Source organism: Micromonospora matsumotoense, assembly GCF_050951065.1.
In the GTDB taxonomy this organism is placed as follows: Bacteria; Actinomycetota; Actinomycetes; order Mycobacteriales; family Micromonosporaceae; genus Micromonospora; species Micromonospora matsumotoensis.
Map to the genome: position 1 here is coordinate 4105524 of NZ_CP192025.1, position 21519 is coordinate 4127042.

General features: G+C 72.5%; 15 protein-coding genes. 7 read left to right on the forward strand and 8 right to left on the reverse strand.

Annotation, left to right across the window (positions count from 1 at the left end):
- The first annotated feature begins 139 nt into the window (after positions 1 to 139).
- The 5 genes from ACQP1S_RS18120 (at position 140) to ACQP1S_RS18140 (ending at position 6093) form a co-directional block, all read left to right on the forward strand.
- Complete coding sequence (locus ACQP1S_RS18120; RefSeq protein ID WP_432896742.1) at positions 140 to 1408, forward strand: nucleotide disphospho-sugar-binding domain-containing protein; 1269 nt, start codon at positions 140 to 142, stop codon at positions 1406 to 1408.
- A 20-nt stretch (positions 1409 to 1428) separates the two neighbouring features.
- Positions 1429 to 2733: a lipopolysaccharide biosynthesis protein RfbH gene (gene rfbH / locus ACQP1S_RS18125; RefSeq protein ID WP_432896745.1), complete on the forward strand. Its 1305-nt coding sequence runs from the start codon at positions 1429 to 1431 to the stop codon at positions 2731 to 2733.
- 216 nt (positions 2734 to 2949) lie between these two features.
- On the forward strand, positions 2950 to 3321 hold the full coding sequence (locus ACQP1S_RS18130; protein ID WP_091243009.1) for a YciI family protein: 372 nt from the start codon (positions 2950 to 2952) through the stop codon (positions 3319 to 3321).
- A complete protein-coding gene (locus tag ACQP1S_RS18135) occupies positions 3318 to 4535 on the forward strand; it encodes an RNA polymerase sigma factor (RefSeq protein ID WP_432896748.1) in 1218 nt (405 codons plus the stop codon). Before ACQP1S_RS18130 ends, ACQP1S_RS18135 begins: the two co-directional genes overlap by 4 nt.
- 322 nt (positions 4536 to 4857) lie before the next feature.
- Positions 4858 to 6093 (forward strand): acyltransferase family protein, encoded by a 1236-nt coding sequence (locus tag ACQP1S_RS18140; protein ID WP_432896751.1) that lies wholly within the window; start codon positions 4858 to 4860, stop codon positions 6091 to 6093.
- 282 nt (positions 6094 to 6375) lie between these two features.
- On the opposite strand, the gene ACQP1S_RS18145 is transcribed toward ACQP1S_RS18140, so the two are convergent.
- Positions 6376 to 7953: a DHA2 family efflux MFS transporter permease subunit gene (locus tag ACQP1S_RS18145; RefSeq protein ID WP_432896754.1), complete on the reverse strand. Its 1578-nt coding sequence runs from the start codon at positions 7951 to 7953 to the stop codon at positions 6376 to 6378.
- 114 nt (positions 7954 to 8067) lie between these two features.
- Here ACQP1S_RS18145 and ACQP1S_RS18150 point away from each other — a divergent pair, with 114 nt between their 5' ends.
- A complete protein-coding gene (locus ACQP1S_RS18150) occupies positions 8068 to 8439 on the forward strand; it encodes a YciI family protein (RefSeq protein WP_091243022.1) in 372 nt (123 codons plus the stop codon).
- An 89-nt stretch (positions 8440 to 8528) separates the two neighbouring features.
- On the opposite strand, the gene ACQP1S_RS18155 is transcribed toward ACQP1S_RS18150, so the two are convergent.
- From ACQP1S_RS18155 to ACQP1S_RS18180, 6 genes are all read right to left on the reverse strand, one after another.
- Entirely contained in the window at positions 8529 to 9716 is a 1188-nt protein-coding gene (locus tag ACQP1S_RS18155) for an acyl-CoA dehydrogenase family protein (RefSeq protein ID WP_091243026.1), read from the reverse strand.
- Between the two features lie 85 nt (positions 9717 to 9801).
- Positions 9802 to 11379 (reverse strand): GMC family oxidoreductase, encoded by a 1578-nt coding sequence (locus ACQP1S_RS18160; protein ID WP_091243890.1) that lies wholly within the window; start codon positions 11377 to 11379, stop codon positions 9802 to 9804.
- Between the two features lie 171 nt (positions 11380 to 11550).
- Positions 11551 to 12033: an SgcJ/EcaC family oxidoreductase gene (locus ACQP1S_RS18165; protein WP_091243030.1), complete on the reverse strand. Its 483-nt coding sequence runs from the start codon at positions 12031 to 12033 to the stop codon at positions 11551 to 11553.
- A gap of 127 nt (positions 12034 to 12160) precedes the next feature.
- Complete coding sequence (locus ACQP1S_RS18170; RefSeq protein ID WP_363668031.1) at positions 12161 to 12616, reverse strand: SgcJ/EcaC family oxidoreductase; 456 nt, start codon at positions 12614 to 12616, stop codon at positions 12161 to 12163.
- Positions 12617 to 12647: 31 nt separating this feature from the next.
- On the reverse strand, positions 12648 to 13130 hold the full coding sequence (locus ACQP1S_RS18175) for an SgcJ/EcaC family oxidoreductase (RefSeq protein WP_357897437.1): 483 nt from the start codon (positions 13128 to 13130) through the stop codon (positions 12648 to 12650).
- 225 nt (positions 13131 to 13355) lie between these two features.
- The gene (locus ACQP1S_RS18180; RefSeq protein WP_432896762.1) at positions 13356 to 18794 is read right to left on the reverse strand and encodes a type I polyketide synthase; all 5439 of its coding nucleotides are present in this window, start codon (positions 18792 to 18794) and stop codon (positions 13356 to 13358) included.
- Between the two features lie 368 nt (positions 18795 to 19162).
- On the opposite strand from ACQP1S_RS18180, the gene ACQP1S_RS18185 reads away from it, so the two are divergent.
- Positions 19163 to 20830: a (2,3-dihydroxybenzoyl)adenylate synthase gene (locus ACQP1S_RS18185; RefSeq protein WP_363668027.1), complete on the forward strand. Its 1668-nt coding sequence runs from the start codon at positions 19163 to 19165 to the stop codon at positions 20828 to 20830.
- A gap of 145 nt (positions 20831 to 20975) precedes the next feature.
- Here ACQP1S_RS18185 and ACQP1S_RS18190 read toward each other — a convergent pair whose 3' ends face one another.
- Positions 20976 to 21395 carry an SCP2 sterol-binding domain-containing protein gene (locus ACQP1S_RS18190; protein ID WP_245722413.1) on the reverse strand — a complete coding sequence of 140 codons (420 nt, stop codon included), beginning with the start codon at positions 21393 to 21395 and terminating at the stop codon, positions 20976 to 20978.
- Between the last annotated feature and the right edge of the window lie 124 nt (positions 21396 to 21519).

Below are 21519 nucleotides of genomic sequence, written 5' to 3' on the forward strand. Positions count from 1 at the left end.
GTCGGTGCGGGACCGGGTACGACGGCACGCTGGGAGGTGTCTGACCTCCCGGCCTCTGCCACGATCTATTGGTAATGGTCACTACCGGTATCCGTCGCCGCGCAGTTCCGGCGGCGCCCCTCAGCCGTCGGAGCCGCAGATGCGCGTGCTGATCACCAGCGCACCCATGCACGGTCACCTCTTCCCGCTGGTGCCGCTCGCCTGGGCGCTGCGGGCAGCGGGGCACGAGGTGCTGGTCGCGTGCACCGAGCACTTCGTACCGACCGTGACGCAGGCCGGGTTGCCCGCGATCTCCAGCGGGCCGGGGATGGACATCCGCGAGCTGATGCGGCCGGATTCGCCGCACGGCATCGAGGACGACCCCTATGGACACGGCGAGGTCTTCGCGACAATGGCGTCGCGAAACCTCGCCGGCACCCTGGCCACCGTCCGGTCCTGGCGACCGGACCTGGTGCTCGCCGAGCGTTCCGAGTACGCCGGCCCGGTGGCCGCGCGCGCCGAGGGCGTCCCGTACGTCGAACTGCACTGGGGTGTCGCGGAACTCGTCGAGTACCGGGCGGCCGCCGAGACGGTGCTCCGGGGTGACCTGCACCGCCTCGGGTTGACCCGGCTGCCCCGGGCCGACCTGGTGCTCGACCCGTGGCCGCCGAGCCTGCGGCAGCCGCACGCCCGGACGCACGTCGGGCTGCGGGCGGTGCCGTACAACGGCGTCGCCCGGGTGCCGGACTGGTTGCTCGACCCGCCGGCGCGGCCCCGGATCGGCCTGACCATGGGGACCGTGCTGCCCCAGCTGACCGACGGCGGGATGGGTGGACTGCTCACCGGGCTGGTCGAGGAGTTGGCGACCCTCGACGCCGAGCTGGTCCTGGCCATCGACGACGAGGCCGCCCGTCAACTGCCACCGCTGCCGTCGGCCGTCCGGTACGCGGGCCGGATCCCGCTGTCGGAGCTGGTGGCGACCTGCCGGTTGCTGATCCACCACGGCGGCCAGGGGTCCGCCCTGACCGCCCTGGCCGCGGGTTGTCCGCAGATCGTGCTGCCCAAGTTCGACGACGCGTTGGAGAACGCGGAGGCGATCGCCGCGGCGGGGGTGGGGTTGGCCGTCCGCCTCGACGTGGCCACCCCGCGCGGGGTGGCCGACGCGGCGGCGCTGGTGCTGGGCCAGTCCCGGTTCGCGGTCACGGCCGGGGCGGTGGCCGGGGAGATCGCGGCGCAGCCGTCCCCGGCCGAGACCGTCCGGGCGTTGGAACGCCTGGCCGGGCGGGACACCGCCGACGCCTCGCCGGCCGGCGGGTCGGGCGCCGGGGGTGGCGGTGACGGCCCCCGGCCGCCGCCACGGGCACCCGCTGGCGCCCGGCCCGACCCGCGACCGGTCCGGCCCCGCCACCGGTACGCACACCTGTCGTGATCACGAGAAGGAGTCCGGGCATGAGTGACCGTAGAGCGCTGCTGCTCGACGAGGTCCGTAAGTTCCACCAGGACGCGCAGCCCAACCAGCCCTTCATCCCGGGGGTGACCGAGATCTGGCCCTCCGGGGCGCTGCTCGACGCCGAGGACCGGGTGGCGCTGGTGGAGGCCGCGCTCGACATGCGGATCGCGGCTGGCCCGCTGGCCCGCAGGTTCGAGTCGGAGTTCGCCCGCAAACTGCACCGCCGCAAGGCGCACCTGACCAACTCCGGTTCGTCGGCGAACCTGCTGGCGGTGGGCGCGCTCACCTCGGACCTGCTGGAGGACCGGCAGCTGCGCCCCGGCGACGAGGTGATCACGGTGGCGGCCGGCTTCCCCACCACGGTCAACCCGATCCTGCAGAACGGCCTGGTGCCGGTCTTCGTCGACGTCGACCTGGGCACCTACAACACCACCGTGGAGCGGGTGGCCGCGGCGATCGGCCCGCGGACCCGGGCCATCATCCTGGCCCACACGCTGGGCAACCCCTACCCGGCGCGGGAGATGGCCGAGCTGGCCGACGCACACGACCTGTTCTTCGTGGAGGACAACTGCGACGCGGTGGGCTCCACCTACGACGGTGACCTGACCGGCACCTTCGGCGACCTGTCCACGGTGAGTTTCTATCCGGCCCACCATCTGACGATGGGTGAGGGTGGCTGCGTGCTCACCTCGAACCTGGCGCTGGCCCGGATCGTCGAGTCGCTGCGCGACTGGGGACGGGACTGCTGGTGCCCGCCGGGCGAGTCGAACACCTGCCTCAAGCGGTTCAAGTACCAGCTGGGCACGCTTCCACAGGGGTACGACCACAAGTACATCTACTCGCACGTCGGCTACAACCTGAAGGCGACCGACCTGCAGGCGGCGCTGGGGCTGACCCAGTTGGCCAAGTTGGACGAGTTCACCGCGCTGCGCCGGCGCAACTGGCGGCGGCTGCGTGAGCGGCTCGACGGGGTGCCGCACCTGCTGCTGCCGGAGGCCACCCCGAACAGCGAGCCGAGCTGGTTCGGGTTCGTCGTCACCGTCGACCCAGCGGCGCCGTTCACCCGCTCCGAGCTGGTGGCGTTCCTGGAGGACCGGCGGATCGGGACCCGGCAGTTGTTCGCCGGCAACCTGACCCGGCACCCGGCCTACCTCCACCAGCGCTACCGGGTGGTCGGTGAGCTGACCAACAGCGACATCATCACCGAGCAGACCCTCTGGGTCGGCGTCTATCCGGCGCTCACCGATGAGATGATCGACTATGTCGGGACGTCGATCTTGGAGTTCGTCGCCGGCCGGGGATGAGGGCGGGAAACGCCCGAAGACGAGATGACGAATTCCCTTTCGGCTGCCCTCGCCGACCAGCTGACCCGATGTCGCCGACCCCACCGCGAAAACGACGCGGCACCCTACCGCCGCGCCGACTTACCCCATCCTGAGCTGCGGTTCTGTATCGTGTCGATGCGGCGGTGCCGGTTTTGACCTACTGGTGGGACAATCATCTCCGACCTTGGAGGTGCGGTGAAATACCTGATCCTGATCAGCCACAACGAGCAGGCTCGTGATGCGTGGCAGGGCATGTCCGACACCGAACGGCAGTTGGGCGTCAAGGCCCACACCGCCCTCGTCGAGGAGCTGGCCGCAACCGGCGAACTGATCGTCTCCGAGGCGTTGGCCGACCCGGCCACCGCCCGTCGGGTCCGGGTCGACCGGGGGCGCACGATCGCCACCGACGGCCCCTTCCCCGAGGTGAAGGAGTATCTCGCCGGCTTCTACCTGGTGGAGTGCGACACCATCGCGCAGGCGGTGGCGCACGCTGCCCGGGTGCCCGAGGCGCAGTTCGGCCTGGTCGAGGTGCGCCCGGTCCTCGACGCCGCCCGGCCGGACGCGTGACCGTTACCACGGACGTCGAGGACCTGCTGCGCGAACACGCGCCGCAGGTGCTCTCCACCCTGGTACGCCTGCACGGCGGCTTCGACACCTGCGAGGACGCCGTCCAGGAAGCCCTGCTGGCAGCGGCCGTGCAGTGGCCGGAGGAGGGGCTGCCGGCCAACCCCCGGGGCTGGCTGACGACGGTCGCCTCCCGCCGTTGGACGGAACTGTGGCGCAACGACGCCGCCCGCCGACGCCGGGAACGCGCGGTGGCCGCCCTGACCGGCCCGGAGTCCGGCCCGGTCTCCGCCGTGGACGACACGCTGACCCTGCTGATGCTCTGCTGCCATCCGGCGCTGACCCGGGTCTCCCAGGTGGCGCTCACCCTGCGGGCGGTCGGTGGGCTGAGCACCGCCGAGATCGCCCGGGCGTTCCTGGTGCCGGAGTCCACCGTCGCCCAGCGGATCAGCCGGGCCAAGCAGCGCATCCGGACCAGTGGCGCCGAGTTCCGGATGCCGGCACCCGAGGATCGTCCGGCCCGGGTGGCCGCCGTGATGGAGGTCCTCTACCTGATCTTCAACGAGGGCTACACGGCCAGTTCGGGGCCGGCGCTCAACCGGATCGAACTCACCGCCGAGGCGATCCGGCTGACCCGGCAGCTGCACGAGCACCTGCCCGACGACCCGGAGGTCACCGGCCTGCTGGCGCTGATGCTGCTCACCGACGCCCGGCGGCCGGCGCGAACCGGGCCGGACGGTGCGCTCATTCCGCTGGCCGAGCAGGACCGGTCCCGGTGGGACGGGCGGGCCATCGCCGAGGGCGTCGCGCTGATCACCAGGACCCTGGCGAGTGCGCCGGTCGGGCCCTACCAGGTGCAGGCGGCGATCGCCGCGGTGCACGACGAGGCGCCCCGCGCCGAGGACACCGACTGGCCGCAGATTCTCGGGCTCTACAACCTGTTGCGGCGCATCGCGCCCGGTCCGATGGTCACGCTCAACCGGATCGTGGCGGTGGCGATGGTGGACGGGCCGGGTGCCGCGCTCGCGGAGCTGACCGCCGCCCAGGCCGATCCGGTGCTCGCCGGCAACCACCGGGTGCACGCCGTCCGGGCGCACCTGCTCGACCTGCTCGGCGACCGGGCGGAGGCCCGGCGGTACTACCTGCTGGCCGCCCAGGCGACGCTCAGCGTCCCGGAGCAGCGTTTCCTGCGACTGCGCGCAACCCAGCGGACCTGACCCGGCGGGACACCGGGCGGCATACCCCCGGGCGTCGACCCGCGAGCGGCGCGGAACAACGACGAATAGGCCGGAAAGGCCGAAAGGCCGATGCCGGCAACCGAAAGATGAAACAATTTTGACGCAAGCGCGGATGACCATGATTGTCTATGTTTTATAGCCTCCCCGTAGCGGTCGACGGCAACTCCCTCAGTGCCGTCCGTCCGGTCGGCCCGGAGCACGCAGCACCCTTTCCGGGGCTACCGGCGCCGCCTATTCCCGACGCCCGACGAACGCGTGGAATCGGGACGGACCCGAAACCGCGGGTAGTGGAGAGCAGAACATGGCCATCCCCTCGACCCCTGTCCCCGGCGCCGCCACGAGCGCCTCCGAACGACTGCACGCCCTCGACGCGGTACGCGCGGGAGCCCTGCTCCTCGGCGTCGTCCTGCACACGACACTGTCCTTCCTGGAACCTCGCACCTGGGTGGTGGGGGACGTGTCGACGAGCCCGGTGATGAACGGCACCTACTTCGTCATCCACGTGTTCCGGATGACGCTGTTCTTCCTGATCGCCGGCTTCTTCGCCCGGCTGCTGCTGCACCGGCGCGGCACCGGCGGCTTCGTCCGCAACCGGGCCGTACGCATCCTCGCGCCCCTGGCGATCTTCTGGCCGCTCGTGATGGTCTCCACGGTGGTGGCGATCATCATCGCGGCGAATCTGGCCGGCGAGGAGGTTCCCGGGGCCACCCCGATGACCCTGCGCACCTTCCCGCTGACCCACCTGTGGTTCCTCTACTGGCTGCTGGTCCTTTACGTGCTGGCGCTGGCCGTCCGCGCGGTGGTCAACCTGCTCGACCCCGACGGCACCCGGCGCCGCGGGCTCGTCGACCCGATCGTCCGGACCGTCGTCGCCCGTGACCTCACCCCGCTGGTCGTCGGCGCCCCGCTCTGCGTCGCCTTCCTGCTCAAGCAGGACTGGCTGCTCTGGTACGGGGTACCGCCGGCCGAGAACGGGCTGATCCCCAACCCCGTGGGGCTGGTCGCCTACGGCTGCGCGTTCGGCTTCGGCTGGCTGCTCAACCGCCAGGTCGAGGTGATCCGGGTGTGGGAGCGGCGGTACCCCCGCAACCTGGTGGCGGCGGTCGTGCTCACCGGGATCGCACTGGCCATGGTGGGGCTCACCCCGGACACCGAACCCGAGGGGCTGGGCTGGCACAAGGTCGGCTACGCGGTCGTCTACACGCTGGCCGTCTGGGCCTGGACGATGGGTCTGATCGGGGCGGCGATGCGGCACCTGTCCCGGCCGAACCCGTCGATCCGGTACGTGGCCGACGCGTCGTACTGGGTCTATGTCGTCCACCTCCCGCTGGTGATGGCGCTGCAGGCGGCCGTGTCACAGGTGGCGGTGCCGTGGTTCGTCAAGTTCCCGGCCATCCTGCTGGTCACCTATCCGCTCACCCTGCTCAGCTACCGCTACCTGGTCCGGTACACGTTCATCGGGGCCCTGCTCAACGGTCGGCGTCGCCGGAGCGTGGCGCCGGCCGAGCCGGCCGTGCCGCAGACCGCCGCACACTGACCGCACCCCGGATCGCCGCGCCGCGCCAAGCTGGGTGGTCGCGCCGGGCCGAGTCAGCCCCGCCGGAAGGGGGATCCGGCGGGGCTGACGCCTGCCGGGGGGACGGCAGGTTCTCCGGCCCGGACCGGGGGGACGGTCCGGGTGGCACGGTGGGACCGGTGCCGGGGTGCCGGCCGGCCCGGTGGGAGGGCCGGCCGGCGCGTCCCGCACTGACCCGGGGGGTGGGTCAGTGCGGGACGGGAACGACGTCCGGGCGGCGGCAACCACCCGGACGTCGACCGGTCAACGTCCGGGCGGAGCGCCGGTCCGGTCGTCGGCGGTGGTCGGGGCATCCGACGGGGTGTCGGCGCCGGCAGTGCCGGCCAACGGGGCGTCGGCCGGGGTCTTGTCGTCCGGGGTGGCCCAGTCGCCCTGGATGCCGATCTTCTCCAGCAGCAGGAGCACGACGAGGGCGACGACCAGGAGCAGCACCGCGGACACCCGGTAGGACAACACGTAGCCCTCGGTGGCCGCGGCCCTCGGGTTCGCCCCCTCGGCGAGCCGGTCCCCGCCCAGCCGCAGGGCCAACGCCACCAGGACCGACAGGCCGAGCGCACCGCCGACCTGCTGCATCACGTTCTGCATGGCGGAGGCGAGCCCGGTGTCCTGGGTGCCCACCTTGTAGAGCGCGGTGTTGGCGGTGCCGGGCATCGCCAGGCCGAAGAAGACACCCAGCACCAGCATCCCGGGCAGGATGCCGCTGGCGTAGTGGGTGTCGACGGAGATCCCGCTGAGCAACAGCAGGCCGCCGGTGACCCCGAGCAGACCCACGATGATCACCGGCTTGACGCCGAACTTCGGGATCATGCCGGTGGACAGCCCGACGCCGAAGGCGATGCCGAGGCCCACCGGGATGAAGGAGAGACCGCCCTTGAGCGGCGAGTATCCGAGCACCTGCTGCTCGAAGAGGGTGGTCAGGAAGGTGAACCCGAAGAAGGCGCAGGAGAGGGCCAGGCCGACCAGGTAACCCACCGCGCGGGTGCGATTGGTGAAGAAGCGCAGCGGGATCAGCGGTGCGGCGGCCCGCGACTCGATCAGCAGCATCAGCCCGATCAACGCCAGCCCACCGAAGAGCGGCAGCAGCACCTGCGTCGACAGCCAGGACCGCTCGGCGGCCTGGAGCAGGCCGTAGACGATGGCGACCAGACCCGCCGTGGCGGTCAGCACACCGGTGAAGTTGAACTTCTGCCCGGTGCGCTCCATCCGGGTCTCACCGACCAGCCGGCCCACCAGGGCCAGCGCGATCACCGCGACCGGAACGTTGACATAGAAGATCCAGCGCCAGCTGGCGTCGGCCACGATGAGACCACCGACGACCGGCCCGAGCGTGCCGGCCAGGCCGGACAGTCCACCCCAGATACCGACCGCCTTGACCCGGTCGGCCGGGGCCGAGAAGAGCAGGAAGACGATGCCCAGCGCGGCCGGGGCGGCCAGGGCCTCACCGACGCCCTGGAGGAAGCGGCTGTAGATGAGCATCTCGGGGTTCATGGCGGCCCCGGAGATGACCGAGGCGATGGCGAAGATGACCACGCCGGTGATGAAGATCCGCCGCCGGCCGAACAGGTCGGCGAGCCGGCCGCCGAACAGCAGCAGACCACCGGCCATCAGGACGTAGCCGTTGACGACCCAGGCCAGCCCGGTCCGGGACATGTCGAGTTCGCCCTGGATTCGCGGCAGCGCGACGCTGACCACGGTCATGTCGATGACGAACATGAACTGGACGAAGCCGAGCAGCGCCAGCGCCTTCCACCGACGGGGGTCCGGCCGGTCCGCGGACGCGTCCAGCGCCTCGTCCGAACTCGGTGTGGTACCGGTGCTCATGGTGCCCTCCTCGACATCGGCGCACGTCACGTGCGCTTCTGCCTGGATGTCGAAGCTGGCTCGTTGGTTTCGACATACGGGTAAGCAAATAGTTCGAGCCTTCAGGAGGCACCCATGAAGTACCTGATCATGATCAGCCACAACCAGCAGACCCGGGACGCCTGGCAGAACATGTCCGACACCGAGCGCGAGCTGGGTTTCAAGGCGCACATGTCGCTGGTGGAGGATCTGTCCGAGTCGGGCGAGCTGATCGTGTCCGAGGCGCTCGCCGACCAGGGGCAGGCCAAGAAGGTCCTGGTCAGCGACGGCCAGGTGACGACCACCGACGGCCCGTTCCCCGAGGTCAAGGAGTACGTCGCCGGGATCTACCTGATCGAGTGCGACACCATCGAGCAGGCGGTCGGGCACGCCGCCCGGATCCCCGAGGCCAACTTCGGCCTGGTCGAGGTCCGTCCGGTGCTCGGTGCCGGTGGCCCCGACATGTGACGACCCGCACACGCGGCGGACCCGCGGCACCGACCGGTGCCGCGGGTCCACTTCTTTGGTCGGGCCGTCCACCCGGTGGACGGGCGAACTCAGATGTACGGCGAGTTGGGCTCCAGCCCGCAGAGCACCCGGCCATAGAGTTCGAGGTTCGTCGACGGGACCATCAGCGCGTGCAGGTTGACCGCGTACATGTCCCGCACCACCCGCTGCATCGGAGCCTGCCGCAGGATCGACGAGCCACCGCTGGCCATCCCGAGCAGGTCGACGGCGGCCCTGCCGAGCTGGCAGACCGCCCCGATGTCGGCCCGGGTCCGGGCCCGCTCCTCCAGCGTCCACGGCTCACCGCTGACGCCCTTGGTGTCGACCAGGTCGGTGATCCGCTGGGCGTGGAACTCGGCCTCGTCGATCTTCATGGTCGCCTCGGCGAGCTGGAGGTGGGTGACCGGGGCCTCCCGCTGGGTGGCGTAGTCGGTGTAGGTGATCTTCCGGTCGAGCCGCTCCAGGAAGAACTCCCGGGCCGCCCGGGCCAGGCCGATCACCGTGCCGGCCGAGGAGGCGTTCGCGACCCCGAGCAGCGGGTTGCGGTACATCGGCAGGTCCCGGTTGAGCGCCGAGGCGCTCTGCCCCTGGAGCACGGCGGGCATCGGCACGATCCGCTCCTGCGGCACGAAGACGTCCCGGGCCACCGTGGTGATGCTGCCCGAACCCTGCAGGCCGGCGGTGTACCAGTCGTCGACGATCTCCAGGTCGGACAGCGGCACCAGGGCCATCACCGGCCACTGGTTCACCCCGTCCGGTGCCGGGGCCATCGCGATGACCTCCTGCCAGTGGCTGTGCAGCGCGCCACTGATGAAACTCCAGCTGCCGTTGAGCAGCATGCCGCCGCCGGGCTTCGGGGTGCCGCTGGCCGACGGGCTCAACGTCCCGCAGATCCGCACGTCGGGGGTGGCGTAGACCTCGTCCTGCACCTCGTCGGGGAACATCCCCACCATCCAGCCGGGGATCGCCCACACCGACGCCGTCCAGGCCACCGAGCCGTCACCCCGGCCCAGCTCCACCATCACCTCGTGCAGGGTGCGGGTGTCCGACTCGTAGCCGCCGTAGCGGCGCGGCACCCGCATCCGGAACAGGCCGGCGTCGGCCAGCGCCTCCACCGTCTCGTCGTGCAGCCGCCGGTTCTCCTCCTGCCAGCCGGCGTGCTGACGCAGCAGCGGCACCAGCTCGCTGGCGCGGCGTACCAGTTCGTCCCTCGGGGGGGCCTCGGTCGCGCTGGTCATCTCACTCCTCCTGTGCGGTCACGGGTCGGGTCGGCGGACGGGACGCCGTCCACCGGGACGGACGGGTCGGCGGGCGGCCGGTGGGTCACCGGGCGACCGCCTCGGCCTGCCGGGGCAGCGGCGCGACGCCGGCGATCAGGTCCGCCGCCTTCTCCGCGATGGCGATCACGGCGGCGTTCGGGTTGCCCCGGACCAGGGTGGGCATGACGCTGGCGTCGACCACCCGCAGCCCCTCCAGCCCGTTGACCCGCAGCTGCTCGTCCACCACGGCACCCATCGCGCAGGTGCCCGCCGGGTGGAAGATCGAGTGGGCGTACTGCCGGACGTAGTGCCGCAGGTCCTCGTCGGAGTCCGAGGCCGGCGGGGCGAACTGCCCCTCGGTGTACGGGGCCAGCGCCTTCTGCTCCGCGATCCGGATGCCGATCCGGGTCGCCGCGACCGCGTCGTCGAGGTCACGCTCGTCCTGGAAGTAGTTGTGCACGATCTTCGGCTTGGCGGTCGGGTCGGCCGAGGCCAGCAGCACGTACCCCCGGCTGCGCGGGGCCACCATCGACGGGCCGTACGAGATCGAATGGTGGGTGGGGGTGCCCAGCCCGCTGTCGGCGAACATCACCGGCGCGGCCAGGAACTCCGCGTCCGGGGCGGTCAGGTCGTCGCGGGTGCGCACGAAGCCGCCCGCCTCCGGCCCGTTGGCCGTCATCGGGCCACGGCCCTCGGCCAGGAAGCGCTGCAGGTGCTCGGGCTGGTTGGCGGCGAGCAGGCTGATCGGCTGCGAGTGGGTGTAGACCAGCGGGATCAGTGCGTGGTCCTGGAGGTTCTGCCCCACCTGCGGCTGGTCCAGCAGCACCGGCACGCCGAGGGCGCCCAGCAGCCCGGCCGGGCCGACCCCGGAGAGCATCAGCAACTGCGGCGAGTTGTACGCCCCGGCGGCGAGGATGACCTCCCGGGACGCGGTGACGGTCAGCGTGTCGTCCAGCCGGGTCCCGGTCACCCCGACCGCCCGTCCGTTCTCGATCAGCACCCGGTGCACGTGGACGTTGGTCTCCACGGTCAGGTTGGGCCGGTCGAGGGCGGGGTGCAGGAACGCGGTCGCGGTGCTCTCCCGGCGGCCGTCGCGCTGGGTCAGCTGGAAGAAGCCGAAGCCCTCCTGGCCCGCGCCGTTGAAGTCGTCGTTGACCCCGTAGCCGGCCTCGCCGGCCGCCTCCACGAACGCCGACGACATCGGGTTGTTGGCCCGCCCCTCGGAGACCGCCATCGGCCCGCCGACCCCGTGGTAGGTCGACGCCCCGCGCTCGTTGTCCTCGGAACGCTTGAAGTACGGCAGCAGGTCGTCGAAGTCCCAGCCGGGCTGGGCCCAGCCGTCGAAGTCGCCGCGCGCGCCCCGGATGTAGACCATCGTGTTGATCGAGCTGGTGCCGCCCAGCACCCGACCCCGGGGCAGGTAGACCCGCCGCCGGCCCAGGGCCGGCTCCTCGTGGGTGTCGTAGTCCCAGTCCAGCTGGGTGCGGAACAGGGTGCCGAAGGCCACCGGGACGTGGATGCTGTCGGCGGTGTCCCGGGGACCCGCCTCGATCAGGCACACCGTGACGTCGGGGTCCTCGGTGAGCCGGGCGGCCAGGACACACCCCGCTGATCCCGCGCCGACGATGACGTAGTCGTACACCACTGCACCCTCCAAGGTCAGGTTCTCGGTTGTCGGTCGCGGGTCACCGCGCCACCGACGGGGACCGGACGGTCCCCGTCGGGCGTGCCCCGAGGCCGTGGTGACCCGCGGACGGCTTCCCGTCGTCACCACGACCCCGGCAGTCGGGCGGTCGTCGTCGACCGCGCTCGGTCAGCCCCGGATCGGGCTGCTCTGGTGCGAGACCAGCCGGAGCTGGCCGTCGGGCTGGCGCAGCATCACCCAGGTGGCCCGGATGAAGTTCTCCGGCGCGATGTCGTCCTGGCCGGCCATGATGATGCCGCCCTCGGTCACCACCAAGGCGACGTCGTCGGTGAGGAAGGCGACCTCGACCGGCCAACCCTTCACCCGGGCGCCCCGCAGCGGCCCGGCGAAGCCCCGGGACATGTACGCCCGGATCTCCTCCCGGCTGGTGAGCTGCTCGTCGCGCATCAGCAGGCTGCCGTCGGCGGTGAACACGTCGGCGAACATGTCGGCGTCGTTGGCCGCCCACGCCGCCTGGATGCGCATCGCCACCGTCAGCGCCGCCCGCTCGTCGGCCTCGGTGTACCCCCGGTAGTAGGACGGGTCCTCGGGGACACCCGCGGCGGCCAGCAGCGCCGAGGCGTCTCCCCAGGGTGCCATGGTCGTGGTCATCGGTCCCTCTTCTCCTCTCGTCGTCCAGGGCCGGGTCGACCCGTTCGTCGCCCCGGCCCTGGCCGGCCCGCTGGTCACCCGGCGCGTACCGGGGCGCTCGTCGCCCCCGGCGCTGGCCGGGGCCGGTTCAGCCGGTGATCGGGCTGCTCTGGTAGGAGGCGATCCGCCAGTCGCCGTCCTGCTTGACGACCACCCACATGGTGCGGATGTTGTCGGCCGGGGCGAGGGCGGCGGCGTCGGCGTAGACGACCCCGCCGACGCTGACCGCCAGCGCCGTCGACTCCGACACGACCTGGATCTCGCTGAACTCCAGGGTCAGCCGGGAGCCCTTGTACGGGCCGGCGAACAGCTCACCGAGGTACGACCGGATCTCGTCCCGGCTCATCAGCTGGTTGTCACCGACCAGCATGCTGCCGTTGTCGACGAAGAGGGAGGCGAAGCCCTCGGCGTCGTTGGCGTCCCAGGCGGCCCGGCAGCGCAGCGGCGCGGTCAGCACCGCCCCTTCCACTCCGTTGGGGAAGTCGCCGTAGTACGAGGCCCACTGCTTGGCGCCGGCCACGAGCGATGCGGCGTCCGTGCTCATGCTGTCTCCTCCTGTCCGCGTCGCTGCCCGGTCACCAGCGCAGCGTCGCGCCGGCGCCGCGCGGGCTGTTCTGGTAGCCGGCGAGCTGCCACTGGCCGTCCCGCTTGACGACGACCCAGGTGGAGCGCACGGCCAACTCCTCCGCGATCTCCGTCTGGCCGGCGGCGAGGATGCCGCCGTGGGTGCGGATCAGGGCGGCGTCGTCGGAGATGATCCGGACGTCGACCGGGCGGCCGGTGACCCCGGTGCCCTTGAACGGTCCGGCGTACGCGGCGGCCATGAACGAGTGGATCTCGTCCCGACCCTTCTTGAACACGTCCCCGGGCAGGATCATCACGCCGTCCTCGGTGAACGAATTCGCCACCCCGGCGGCGTCGTTGCGGGACCATGCCTCCACCAGCCGCAACGGAACGGTGAGGACCTCCTTTTCCTGGTCGCTGGTGAACGACCCGTAATACGCGTCGAGCGCCTTTTCTCCGTCAATGGCCGGAGCCACCTGGGTACCAGTGGACATCGTGGTCGCTTCCTCTCCTGTGACTACTGCGGACAGTGGACACATTCACCCCCGAACGGTCCGTCCGTCCCCCTATCCTCCGGCGGTCCGGCACCGCTGACATCTCCGCGATTGCGATGTCGAAGGCCGTTTCCGAGAATCCGTTTCCGGAGCAGGACGGCGAATTGCCGTACCCCGGCCGGTGGGTGCACCGGCCGGGGTACGGCGGGATCGCCGGGGTGGGGGTCAGCCCACCCGCAGCGCGGCCGGGTCGTCGGCCGGGTCGTCGTCGGCGGGCTCCGCGGGACGGAGACTGTCGACGATGTGGTCGGCCAGGGCGGCGATGGTCGGCTTGTTCCACAGGATGTTCGGCGGCAGCTCCAGGCCGTACCGGCCCTGCAACCGCACCCGCAGCGCCACCGTCATCACCGAGTCCACGCCCAGCTCGACCAGCGGCCGGCGCAGCTCCAGATCCTCGGCGGCCAGGCTCAGCTCGGCGGCGGCCTGCTCCCGGACGTCGGCGGTGACCAACTCCCGCAGCTCCTGCTCCGGGGTGTCGACCCAGTCGACGCTGAACGCCTGACCGGTGCCGCCCTCGGTGGTCGACCGGGTCGCGGTCAGCTCCCGCAGCATCGGCAGCCGGGGGGCGTTGGTGGTCGGCGCCAGCACCCGCAGGATCGCGTGGTACGGGCTGTGGAACCGGTCGGCGAAGGCCCAGGCCCGGAACGCCTCGGTCACCGAGATCGCGTCCAGGCCGCGCGAGTTGGCCTCCAGCATGGTCGACGAGATCGACTCGGACATGCCCACCCCGCGCCAGGACGTCCAGCCGAGGCTGGTCGTCTCGGTGTGGCCGTCGGCGTGCCGGTGCGCCGCGAGGGCGTCCAGGAACGAGTTGGCCGCCGCGTAGGTGGTCTGCCCGGTCAGCCGGGTGAACTGCCCGCAGGACGAGAACATCACAAAGAAGTCCAGCGTGCCCGGGGGGAAGAGGCGGTGCAGCACCATCGCCCCGTTGACCTTCGGCCCGAGGACGTCGTGCAGCCCCTCCCGGTCCACCTTGTCCACCATCGCGTCGCGGACCACCCCGGCGGCGTGCACGATGCCGCGTACCGCCGGCATGCCGTGGGTGGCCGGGTCGAGCGCCGCCGCGACCTCCACCGGGTCGGTGATGTCCAACGCCAGGGTCCGGACGGTCACCCCGAGCGCCTCCAGTTCGAGCACCCCGTCGATCTGCCGGCGGGTCCGCACGTCGTGGTCGCCGTCCCACTCGGCGCGCGGGGGCAGGCCCCGGCGGCCGGCGAGCAGGATCCGCCGGGCCCCCCGGTCGGCCAGCCACCGGGCCACCATCAGTCCGAGCGACCCGAGACCACCGGTGATCAGGTAGGTGTCGGTCGGCCGGCACTGCAACGCGGTGCCGTCGGCGGGCCGTTCGACCTGACCGAGCCGCTGCACCGCCACCTCGCCGCCGGTGACCGAGACGATGTCCTCGTCGCCGGTGAGCCGGCGCAGCACCGTCGCGACGGTCTCGGCGGGGATGTCGGCGTCGTCGGCGAGGTCGACGACCCCGCCCCACAGGTCCGGGTGTTCCCCGGCGATGATCCGGGCGATGCCCCACAGCGGGGCGTGGGCCAGCGACCGCTCCCCCACCGCCTGCCGGACACCCCGGGTCAGGCACCAGAGCCGGGGCTGGGCGGCCGCCGGGTCACCCCCGGCCGCCTGCGCCTCGATCAGCGCCTGCGCGCTGTGGATCAACGCCCAGCCGCACCGTTCGGCGGCCTGCTCGGCCGACTCGTCGGCGTCGCCGAAGCCCGGCGCGACCAGGACCGCGTCGCGCGGGGTGAGACCCACCGTGGCCAGCTCGTCCGGGCCGTCCACCCGGACGGTACGCAGTCCGGTGCCGGCCAGCGCCCCGGCCAGGTCACCGGCGGCCGGGTCGGCACCGACCACGACCACCCGGGACAGCTCGGTGGGGACCCCGTCGACGGTGAGGTCCAGGGGCCGCCAGACCACCTCGTGCACCAGCTCGCGGGGGGCGGCCACCGCGCTGTCGGTGTCCGAGATGGCGGAGAACCGCAGGCCGCGTACCTGGCACACGACCTCCCCGCGCTCGTTGGCCACCTGCACGTCCACGGTGTCCTGCGGCGACCTCGGCGAGCGCACCGAGTGGACGGTGATGTGCGCCGGTGGTTCCCCCTTGAAGACCACCGATTCGATGTGCGAGGACATCCACTGGTGCCGGGCGTACTCCGGGGTGACCAGCACCGCGCTGATGGTCAGCGCGCCGTCGATGACGTGCGCCCAACTGGTGGCCGTCTGCGCCGGTGGCGGCACGATGACGATGTCGGCCAACTGCTCCTCGTCGTTGCGGCGCAGCTCGACCACGTCCCAGGGGAACGCGTAACCGCCGACGCCCATCCGGCGGAACATCTCGTCGACCCGCTGCCAGGACCACTCCTGGGGGCAGCGGGCCCGCACCTCGTCGGCGTCGAGCCCGCCGTCGACCAGCTCGGTGCTCCAGTCGATGGTCGCCGTCGAGTGGGTGATCCACTCGTACTCCTCGTCGTCGACGACGGGCCCGCCGTCCTGCGGGGCGACCCGGGTGGCCAGCCGGGCGGTGTTCTCCGAGAGCACGATCTGCACCACCCGGGGCGGCGCGACGGCCAGCGGGGTGCGCAGCACGATGTCGGCCAGCGCCGGCAGCCGGCCGTCCTCCCCGGCGGCCAGGGCGAAGCTGTTGATCAGGACGGCGGCCGGGGTGATCTCGACGTCGACCACCTCGTGGTCGAGCGGGTAGGGCCGCGACGACATGTCCAGGTAGGTCTGCCACACCTGCCGGGGCGGCGCGCCGGAGACCGTCATCCGGCCGCCGAGCAGGCTGTGCCGCTCCGGGTCGTGACCGCCGCCGGGGCCGGACTCGGCCCGCGACTCGGGGAAGATCCAGTACGGCCGGTGCTGCCAGGCCACCGAGGGCATCGGCAGCAGCGATCCGGTCGGGTGCAGCCGCCCCCAGTCCACCGCCGCGCCCGCGCAGTGCAGCCGGGCCAGGCCGGCCAGCAGCGCGCGTACCTCGTCGGTGTCGCGGCGCAGACTGTGCACGACGGTGGCGTCCTCGACGCCGAGGTGGGCGAGGGTCTCCCCGATGGAGTGGGTGACCACCGGGTGGGTGGAGACCTCCAGGAAGACCCGGTGCCCGTCGGCGACGGCCGCCGTCACGGCGTCGGTGAACCGCACCGGCTCGCGCAGGTTCGCCACCCAGTACGCGCCGTCCCGCGGGGCGGTCGACCGGGGGTCGGTCAGCGCGGTGCTGTAGAGGGTGGTCCGGGGCGTCCCGGGGCGCAGCGCGCCGGCCGCCGCGGCGACCTCGGCCACCGCCGCGTCGACGTGCGGGCTGTGGAACGCGATGTCGGTGTCGACCCGCCACACCGCCACCCCCTCCTCGCGCCAGTGCGTCACGATCTGCTCGACGGCCTCCCGGTCACCGGAGAGCACGGTGGAGGTGGGGCTGGCCGAAATAGCGGCGACCACGCCGAGCTGGCCGGCGAGCCGCTGCCGGGCCTCGTCGAACCCGAGCCCGACCATGGCCATCCCGCCCGCGCCCTGGAGGCGTTCCAGGGCACGCGCCCGCTGGCAGGCGAACCGGGCGGCGGCCAGTACGTCCAGGCTGCCGGCGACGGCGGCGGCGGCGATCTCCCCCACCGAGTGCCCGATCACCGCAGCCGGGGTGAGCCCCCGGGCCCGCCAGGTCTGCGCCAGGGCGACCTGGGTGGCGAAGGTCAACGCCTGCACCTCGACGCCGCTCCACGGGCCGCCGGCGGTCAACGCCTCGCGGGGCGTCCAGCCCAACTCCTCGCGGAACACCTCGGCGAGCGCGTCGACGGCGGCGGCGAAGACCGGCTCGTCGCGCAGCAGTTGCCGGCCCATGCCCGCCCACTGCGCGCCGTGCCCGGAGAAGACCCAGACCACCGGGGCCGGGTCGGCCACCGTCCGGCCCCGGGCGACCTGCGGGGTGGACTTGCCGTCGGCCACCTCCCGCAGCCGCTCGACGAGTTCCCCGGGCGAGGCGGCCAGCACGGCCGCCCGCTGCGGCAGGTGCGAACGGCGCTGCGCCAGGGTGTGCCCCACCGACGGCAGGGACGCCCCGGGGTGCTCCACCAGCCAGTCGGCGGTGCGGGTGGCCAGCGCCGCCACCCCGGCCTCGGACATCGCCGAGAGCGGGAACACCGACGGTCGTGTCCCGGTGGTGACCTCGGCCGGCACCGTGGTGGCCGGCACCGTGGTGGCCGGCACCGTGGTGGCCGGCACCGTGGTGGCCGGCACCGTGGTGGCCGGCACCGTGGTGGCCGCCGCCTCGGCGGTGGTGTCCCCGGCCGACGCGGTCGGGGCGGGCGGCGCCTCCTGGAGGATGACGTGCGAGATGGAACCGCCGACGCCGTAGCTGGACACGCCGGCCCGGCGCGGTGAGTCGCCGGCCGGCCACGGGGACCGCTCGCCGATCAGCCGCAACCCGGAGCCGGCCCAGTCGAAGTCCGGGTTCGGCTCGCGGTGCAGGCTCGGCGGGATCTCCGCATGCCGCAGCGCCAACACCGCCTTGATCACACCGGCGATGCCCGAGCCCGCCTCGACGTGACCGATGTTCGGCTTCACCGAGCCGATCAGGCAGGGCTCGTCGGGGGTCCGGCCGGCGCCGAAGACCGCGGCCAGCGCCTTGGCCTCCTCCCGGTCACCGACCGGGGTGCCGGTGCCGTGCGCCTCGACGTAGTGCACCGTCTCCGGGGCGATGCCGGCGCGCGCGTAGGCCACCCGCAGCATGTGCTCCTGGGCCGAGCCGTTGGGCGCCATCATGCCGTCGGAGCGGCCGTCCTGGAACACCCCGCTGCCGGGGATCAGGGCGAGCACCTCGTCGCCGTCGCGGCGGGCGTCGGCCAACCGCTTGAGCACCACCACCCCGGCGCCCTCGCCCCGGCCGTAGCCGTCGGCGTCGGCGGCGAACGCCTTGCTGCGCCCGTCCGGGGCGGTCGCCCCGGCCGCGTCCAGGGCCACGAACAGGGTCGGGCTGGCCATGATGTTGACCCCACCCACGACGGCCAGCGGGATCTCCCCCTCGCGCAGGCTCTGGCAGGCCAGGTGCAGCGCGGTGAGGGAACCGGCGCAGGCGGTGTCCACCGCCATGCTGGGCCCCCGCAGGTCCAGGAAGTACGAGATGCGGTTGGCGATGCCGTAGTAGGTGGTGCCGTTGACCGCCCAGGCACCGGTCCGCGGAATGTCCTCCAGCAGGCGGCGGCCGTAGTCGTTGGAATTGGCCGCCACGAAGACACCGGCGTCCGAACCGCGCAGCGACAACGGCGGCACACCCGCGTTGCCCAGCGCCTCCCAGGCCAACTCCAACACGATCCGCTGCTGCGGGTCGAGGAAGTCCGCCTCCCGGGGAGAGATGCCGAAGAAGTCCGCGTCGAATCCCTCGATGTCGTCGAGGAATGAGCCCAGCCGGGTCGTCTTCCGCAGGATCGCGGTGGCCTGGGGGCTGGTCGAGGCGTACGGTTCCCACCGCTTGTCGGGCATGGCACTCACGGCATGTCGACCACCGATGAGAAATGCCCAGAACTTCTCCAACGAGTCAAGGTCAGGGGCGAACCGGCAGCTCATACCGACAATGGCCACGGCCTCAGAAAATTCCCCATCCTGGCTCACGTCCAGGCTCCTCTCCACATCGCCGACCGCATCCGGAACACAGCCGGATGCGGTGGTCGCTGTCCTTCGGAAATGTCGCGGTGACGGTCAGGTCCGGACGCTGACCTCAACTGCGACACATCCTGTTCCCCCACCGATCACAGGGGCACCTTCCTGAGTGCGATCGTCTGCGGCCGACGGCCACCCACCGGCATCCGCCGTGACCTCCGCTAATGCCCGGGCGCGCAATAGCGCAATGCGGGAGAAGGAACTCGGCGGCGCGCGTCCGTACGGTTTCCCCGCGAGTTCGACACGCGAATTCCTCGGTCGCGCCGCGCGGGCCCCGACGCCGGTGCGCCGCGTCGACCACTCGGATCGGGAGGACCCACATGTCCGCAGAAGCGACCCGACCTACCCTCGACGGGACCGTGCCGTGGCCGCCGGAGCTGGTGGCGCGGTACACCGAGCGGGGGTACTGGACCCACCGGCCGCTGGGGGCGTACCTGTACGCCGCCGCCGACGCCGACCCCACCGCGACGTGCCTGGTCGACGGCCCGGTACGGCTCACCTTCGCCGAGCTGACCGCCCGCGCCGACGGCGCCGCCGTCCGCCTGCGCGCGCTCGGGATACGCCCCGACGACCGGGTGGTGGTGCAGCTGCCCAACTGCTGGGAGTTCGTCGTACTGACGGTGGCCTGCTTCCGGCTGGGCGCGGTCCCGGTGATGGCCCTGCCGGCGCACCGCCGACAGGAGATCGCCGCGATCGTGGCGCTGACCGGGGCGCGGGCGCTGGTCGTACCGGACGGGTGGAAGGACTTCGACCACCAGGCGCTGGCGCACGAGGTGGCCGCCGACGCGCCGACCCTGCGGCACGTGCTGGTGGCCGGCGCGGACGTCCGGCCGGACAGCGTCGACCTGCGCCAGCTGTGCCGGCCGGCCGACGACCCGGTGGCGGCCCGGCGCGCGCTCGACGCCGCCGCGCCCGCCGGCTCGGCGGTCGCCCTGTTCCTGCTCTCCGGCGGCACCACCGGCGTGCCGAAGCTGATCGCCCGGACCCACGACGACTACGGCTACATGATGCGTCGGGCCGCCGAGCTGTCCGAGGTGGACGCGACGACGGTCTACCTCGCGGTGCTGCCGCTGGCGCACGGCTACCCGATGGCCGGGCCGGGCCTGCTGGGCACGCTGCTGGCCGGCGGCCGGGTGGTGATCCTGCCGTCCCCGGCACCGGAGCGGGCGTTCGAGGCGGTGCAGCGGGAACGGGTCACCTTCACCTCGCTGGTGCCCGCCGCCGTGCAACGCTGGCTGGAATACCGGGACAAGGACCCGGACCGGGACCTCGGCTCGCTGCGCCGGGTCCAGGTGGCCGGCTCCCGGCTGGCCGACCAGGTGGCCCAGCGGGTGACGCCGGTCCTCGGCTGCGAGTTGCAGCAGGTGTACGGGATGGCGGAGGGGCTGCTCTGCCTCACCCGCCCGGCCGACCCGCAGGACGTGGTGTGCCACAGCCAGGGGCGGCCGATCTGCCCCGACGACGAGTTGCGGCTGGTCGACGAGGACGGCCGGCCGGTGCCGCCGGGCGAGGCGGGGGTGCTGCTGACCCGGGGGCCGTACACGCCGCGTGGCTACTACCGGTCGCCGGAGCTGACCGCCCGGGCCTTCGTCGACGGCTGGTACAACACCGGGGACATCGTCCGGCTGCGGCCCGACGGGAACCTGGTCATCGAGGGGCGGGACAAGGACCTGATCAACCGGGGTGGCGAGAAGATCTCCGCCGAGGAGGTGGAGAACTTCGCCTACCAGCTCGACGCGGTGAGCCTGGCCGCCGCGGTCGCCATGCCGGACGCCGAGCTGGGCGAACGGGTCTGCCTCTACGTGGTGCCGCAGCCGGGCCGTGCGGTGGGCCTGGACGAGGTCCGGGCGGTGATGCAGCGGGCCGGGGTGGCCGCGTTCAAGCTGCCGGAGCGGCTGGTGACCGTCGACGAACTGCCGTACACGGCGGTGGGCAAGGTGAACAAGAAGCAGCTCCGGGCGGACATCAGCCGCCGGTTGACCGGCTGATCCGCAGGCCGGCCCGCAGCGCCCGGGGCGGCGGGCGGGCCGGCGACGGAACCGGGACACCCCGCGCGGCCCACGCCGGCCGGGGCACGGGGGCAGGACGCGGCGCGGGGGCGGCACCGGATGCCGCCCCCGCGTACGCGCGTGGTCAGGGTTTCGGGATGTCGAACAGGGTGGGGATGCGCATGGCCAGCCCCCGGTCGCCCTTGGCCTTCATCCGGCCCAGCACGAACATGGTGACCGGGTTGGCGTTGCTGCTGACCAGCTTGAGGAAGTCGATGTCGCTGAGGGTCAGGGTGAGCCGGGGCTCCCGGTCCGGCCGCGCCGACAGCACACACTCACCCCCGGCGATCACCATCTCGTAGGTGTCCACGGTCCCCTCACGTCGGTCGCCGACGCTCCAGTGCAGGACCGCCTCGGTGGTCCCGGCCCGGTCGGCGCGGAACAGGGTGGGCATCCGGACGAAGATGCCGTCCAGGATGGTGCGGCGGTGCGGGCCCCCCATCACCCGGCGCAGTTCGTCGACCGGGGTGGCGGTGACCAGCCGGGCGAAGTCTCGGGGTTCCATCAGGGCAGGGTCGGCGTCGGCGAACATGGGCGTCCCTTTCGTCGTACGGGCAGGCAGGGGCCGCGCGGGAGGTTGATCCGGGAGTCGGGCCGGGCGGCCGGGCGCGACGCGACCGCGACGGCGG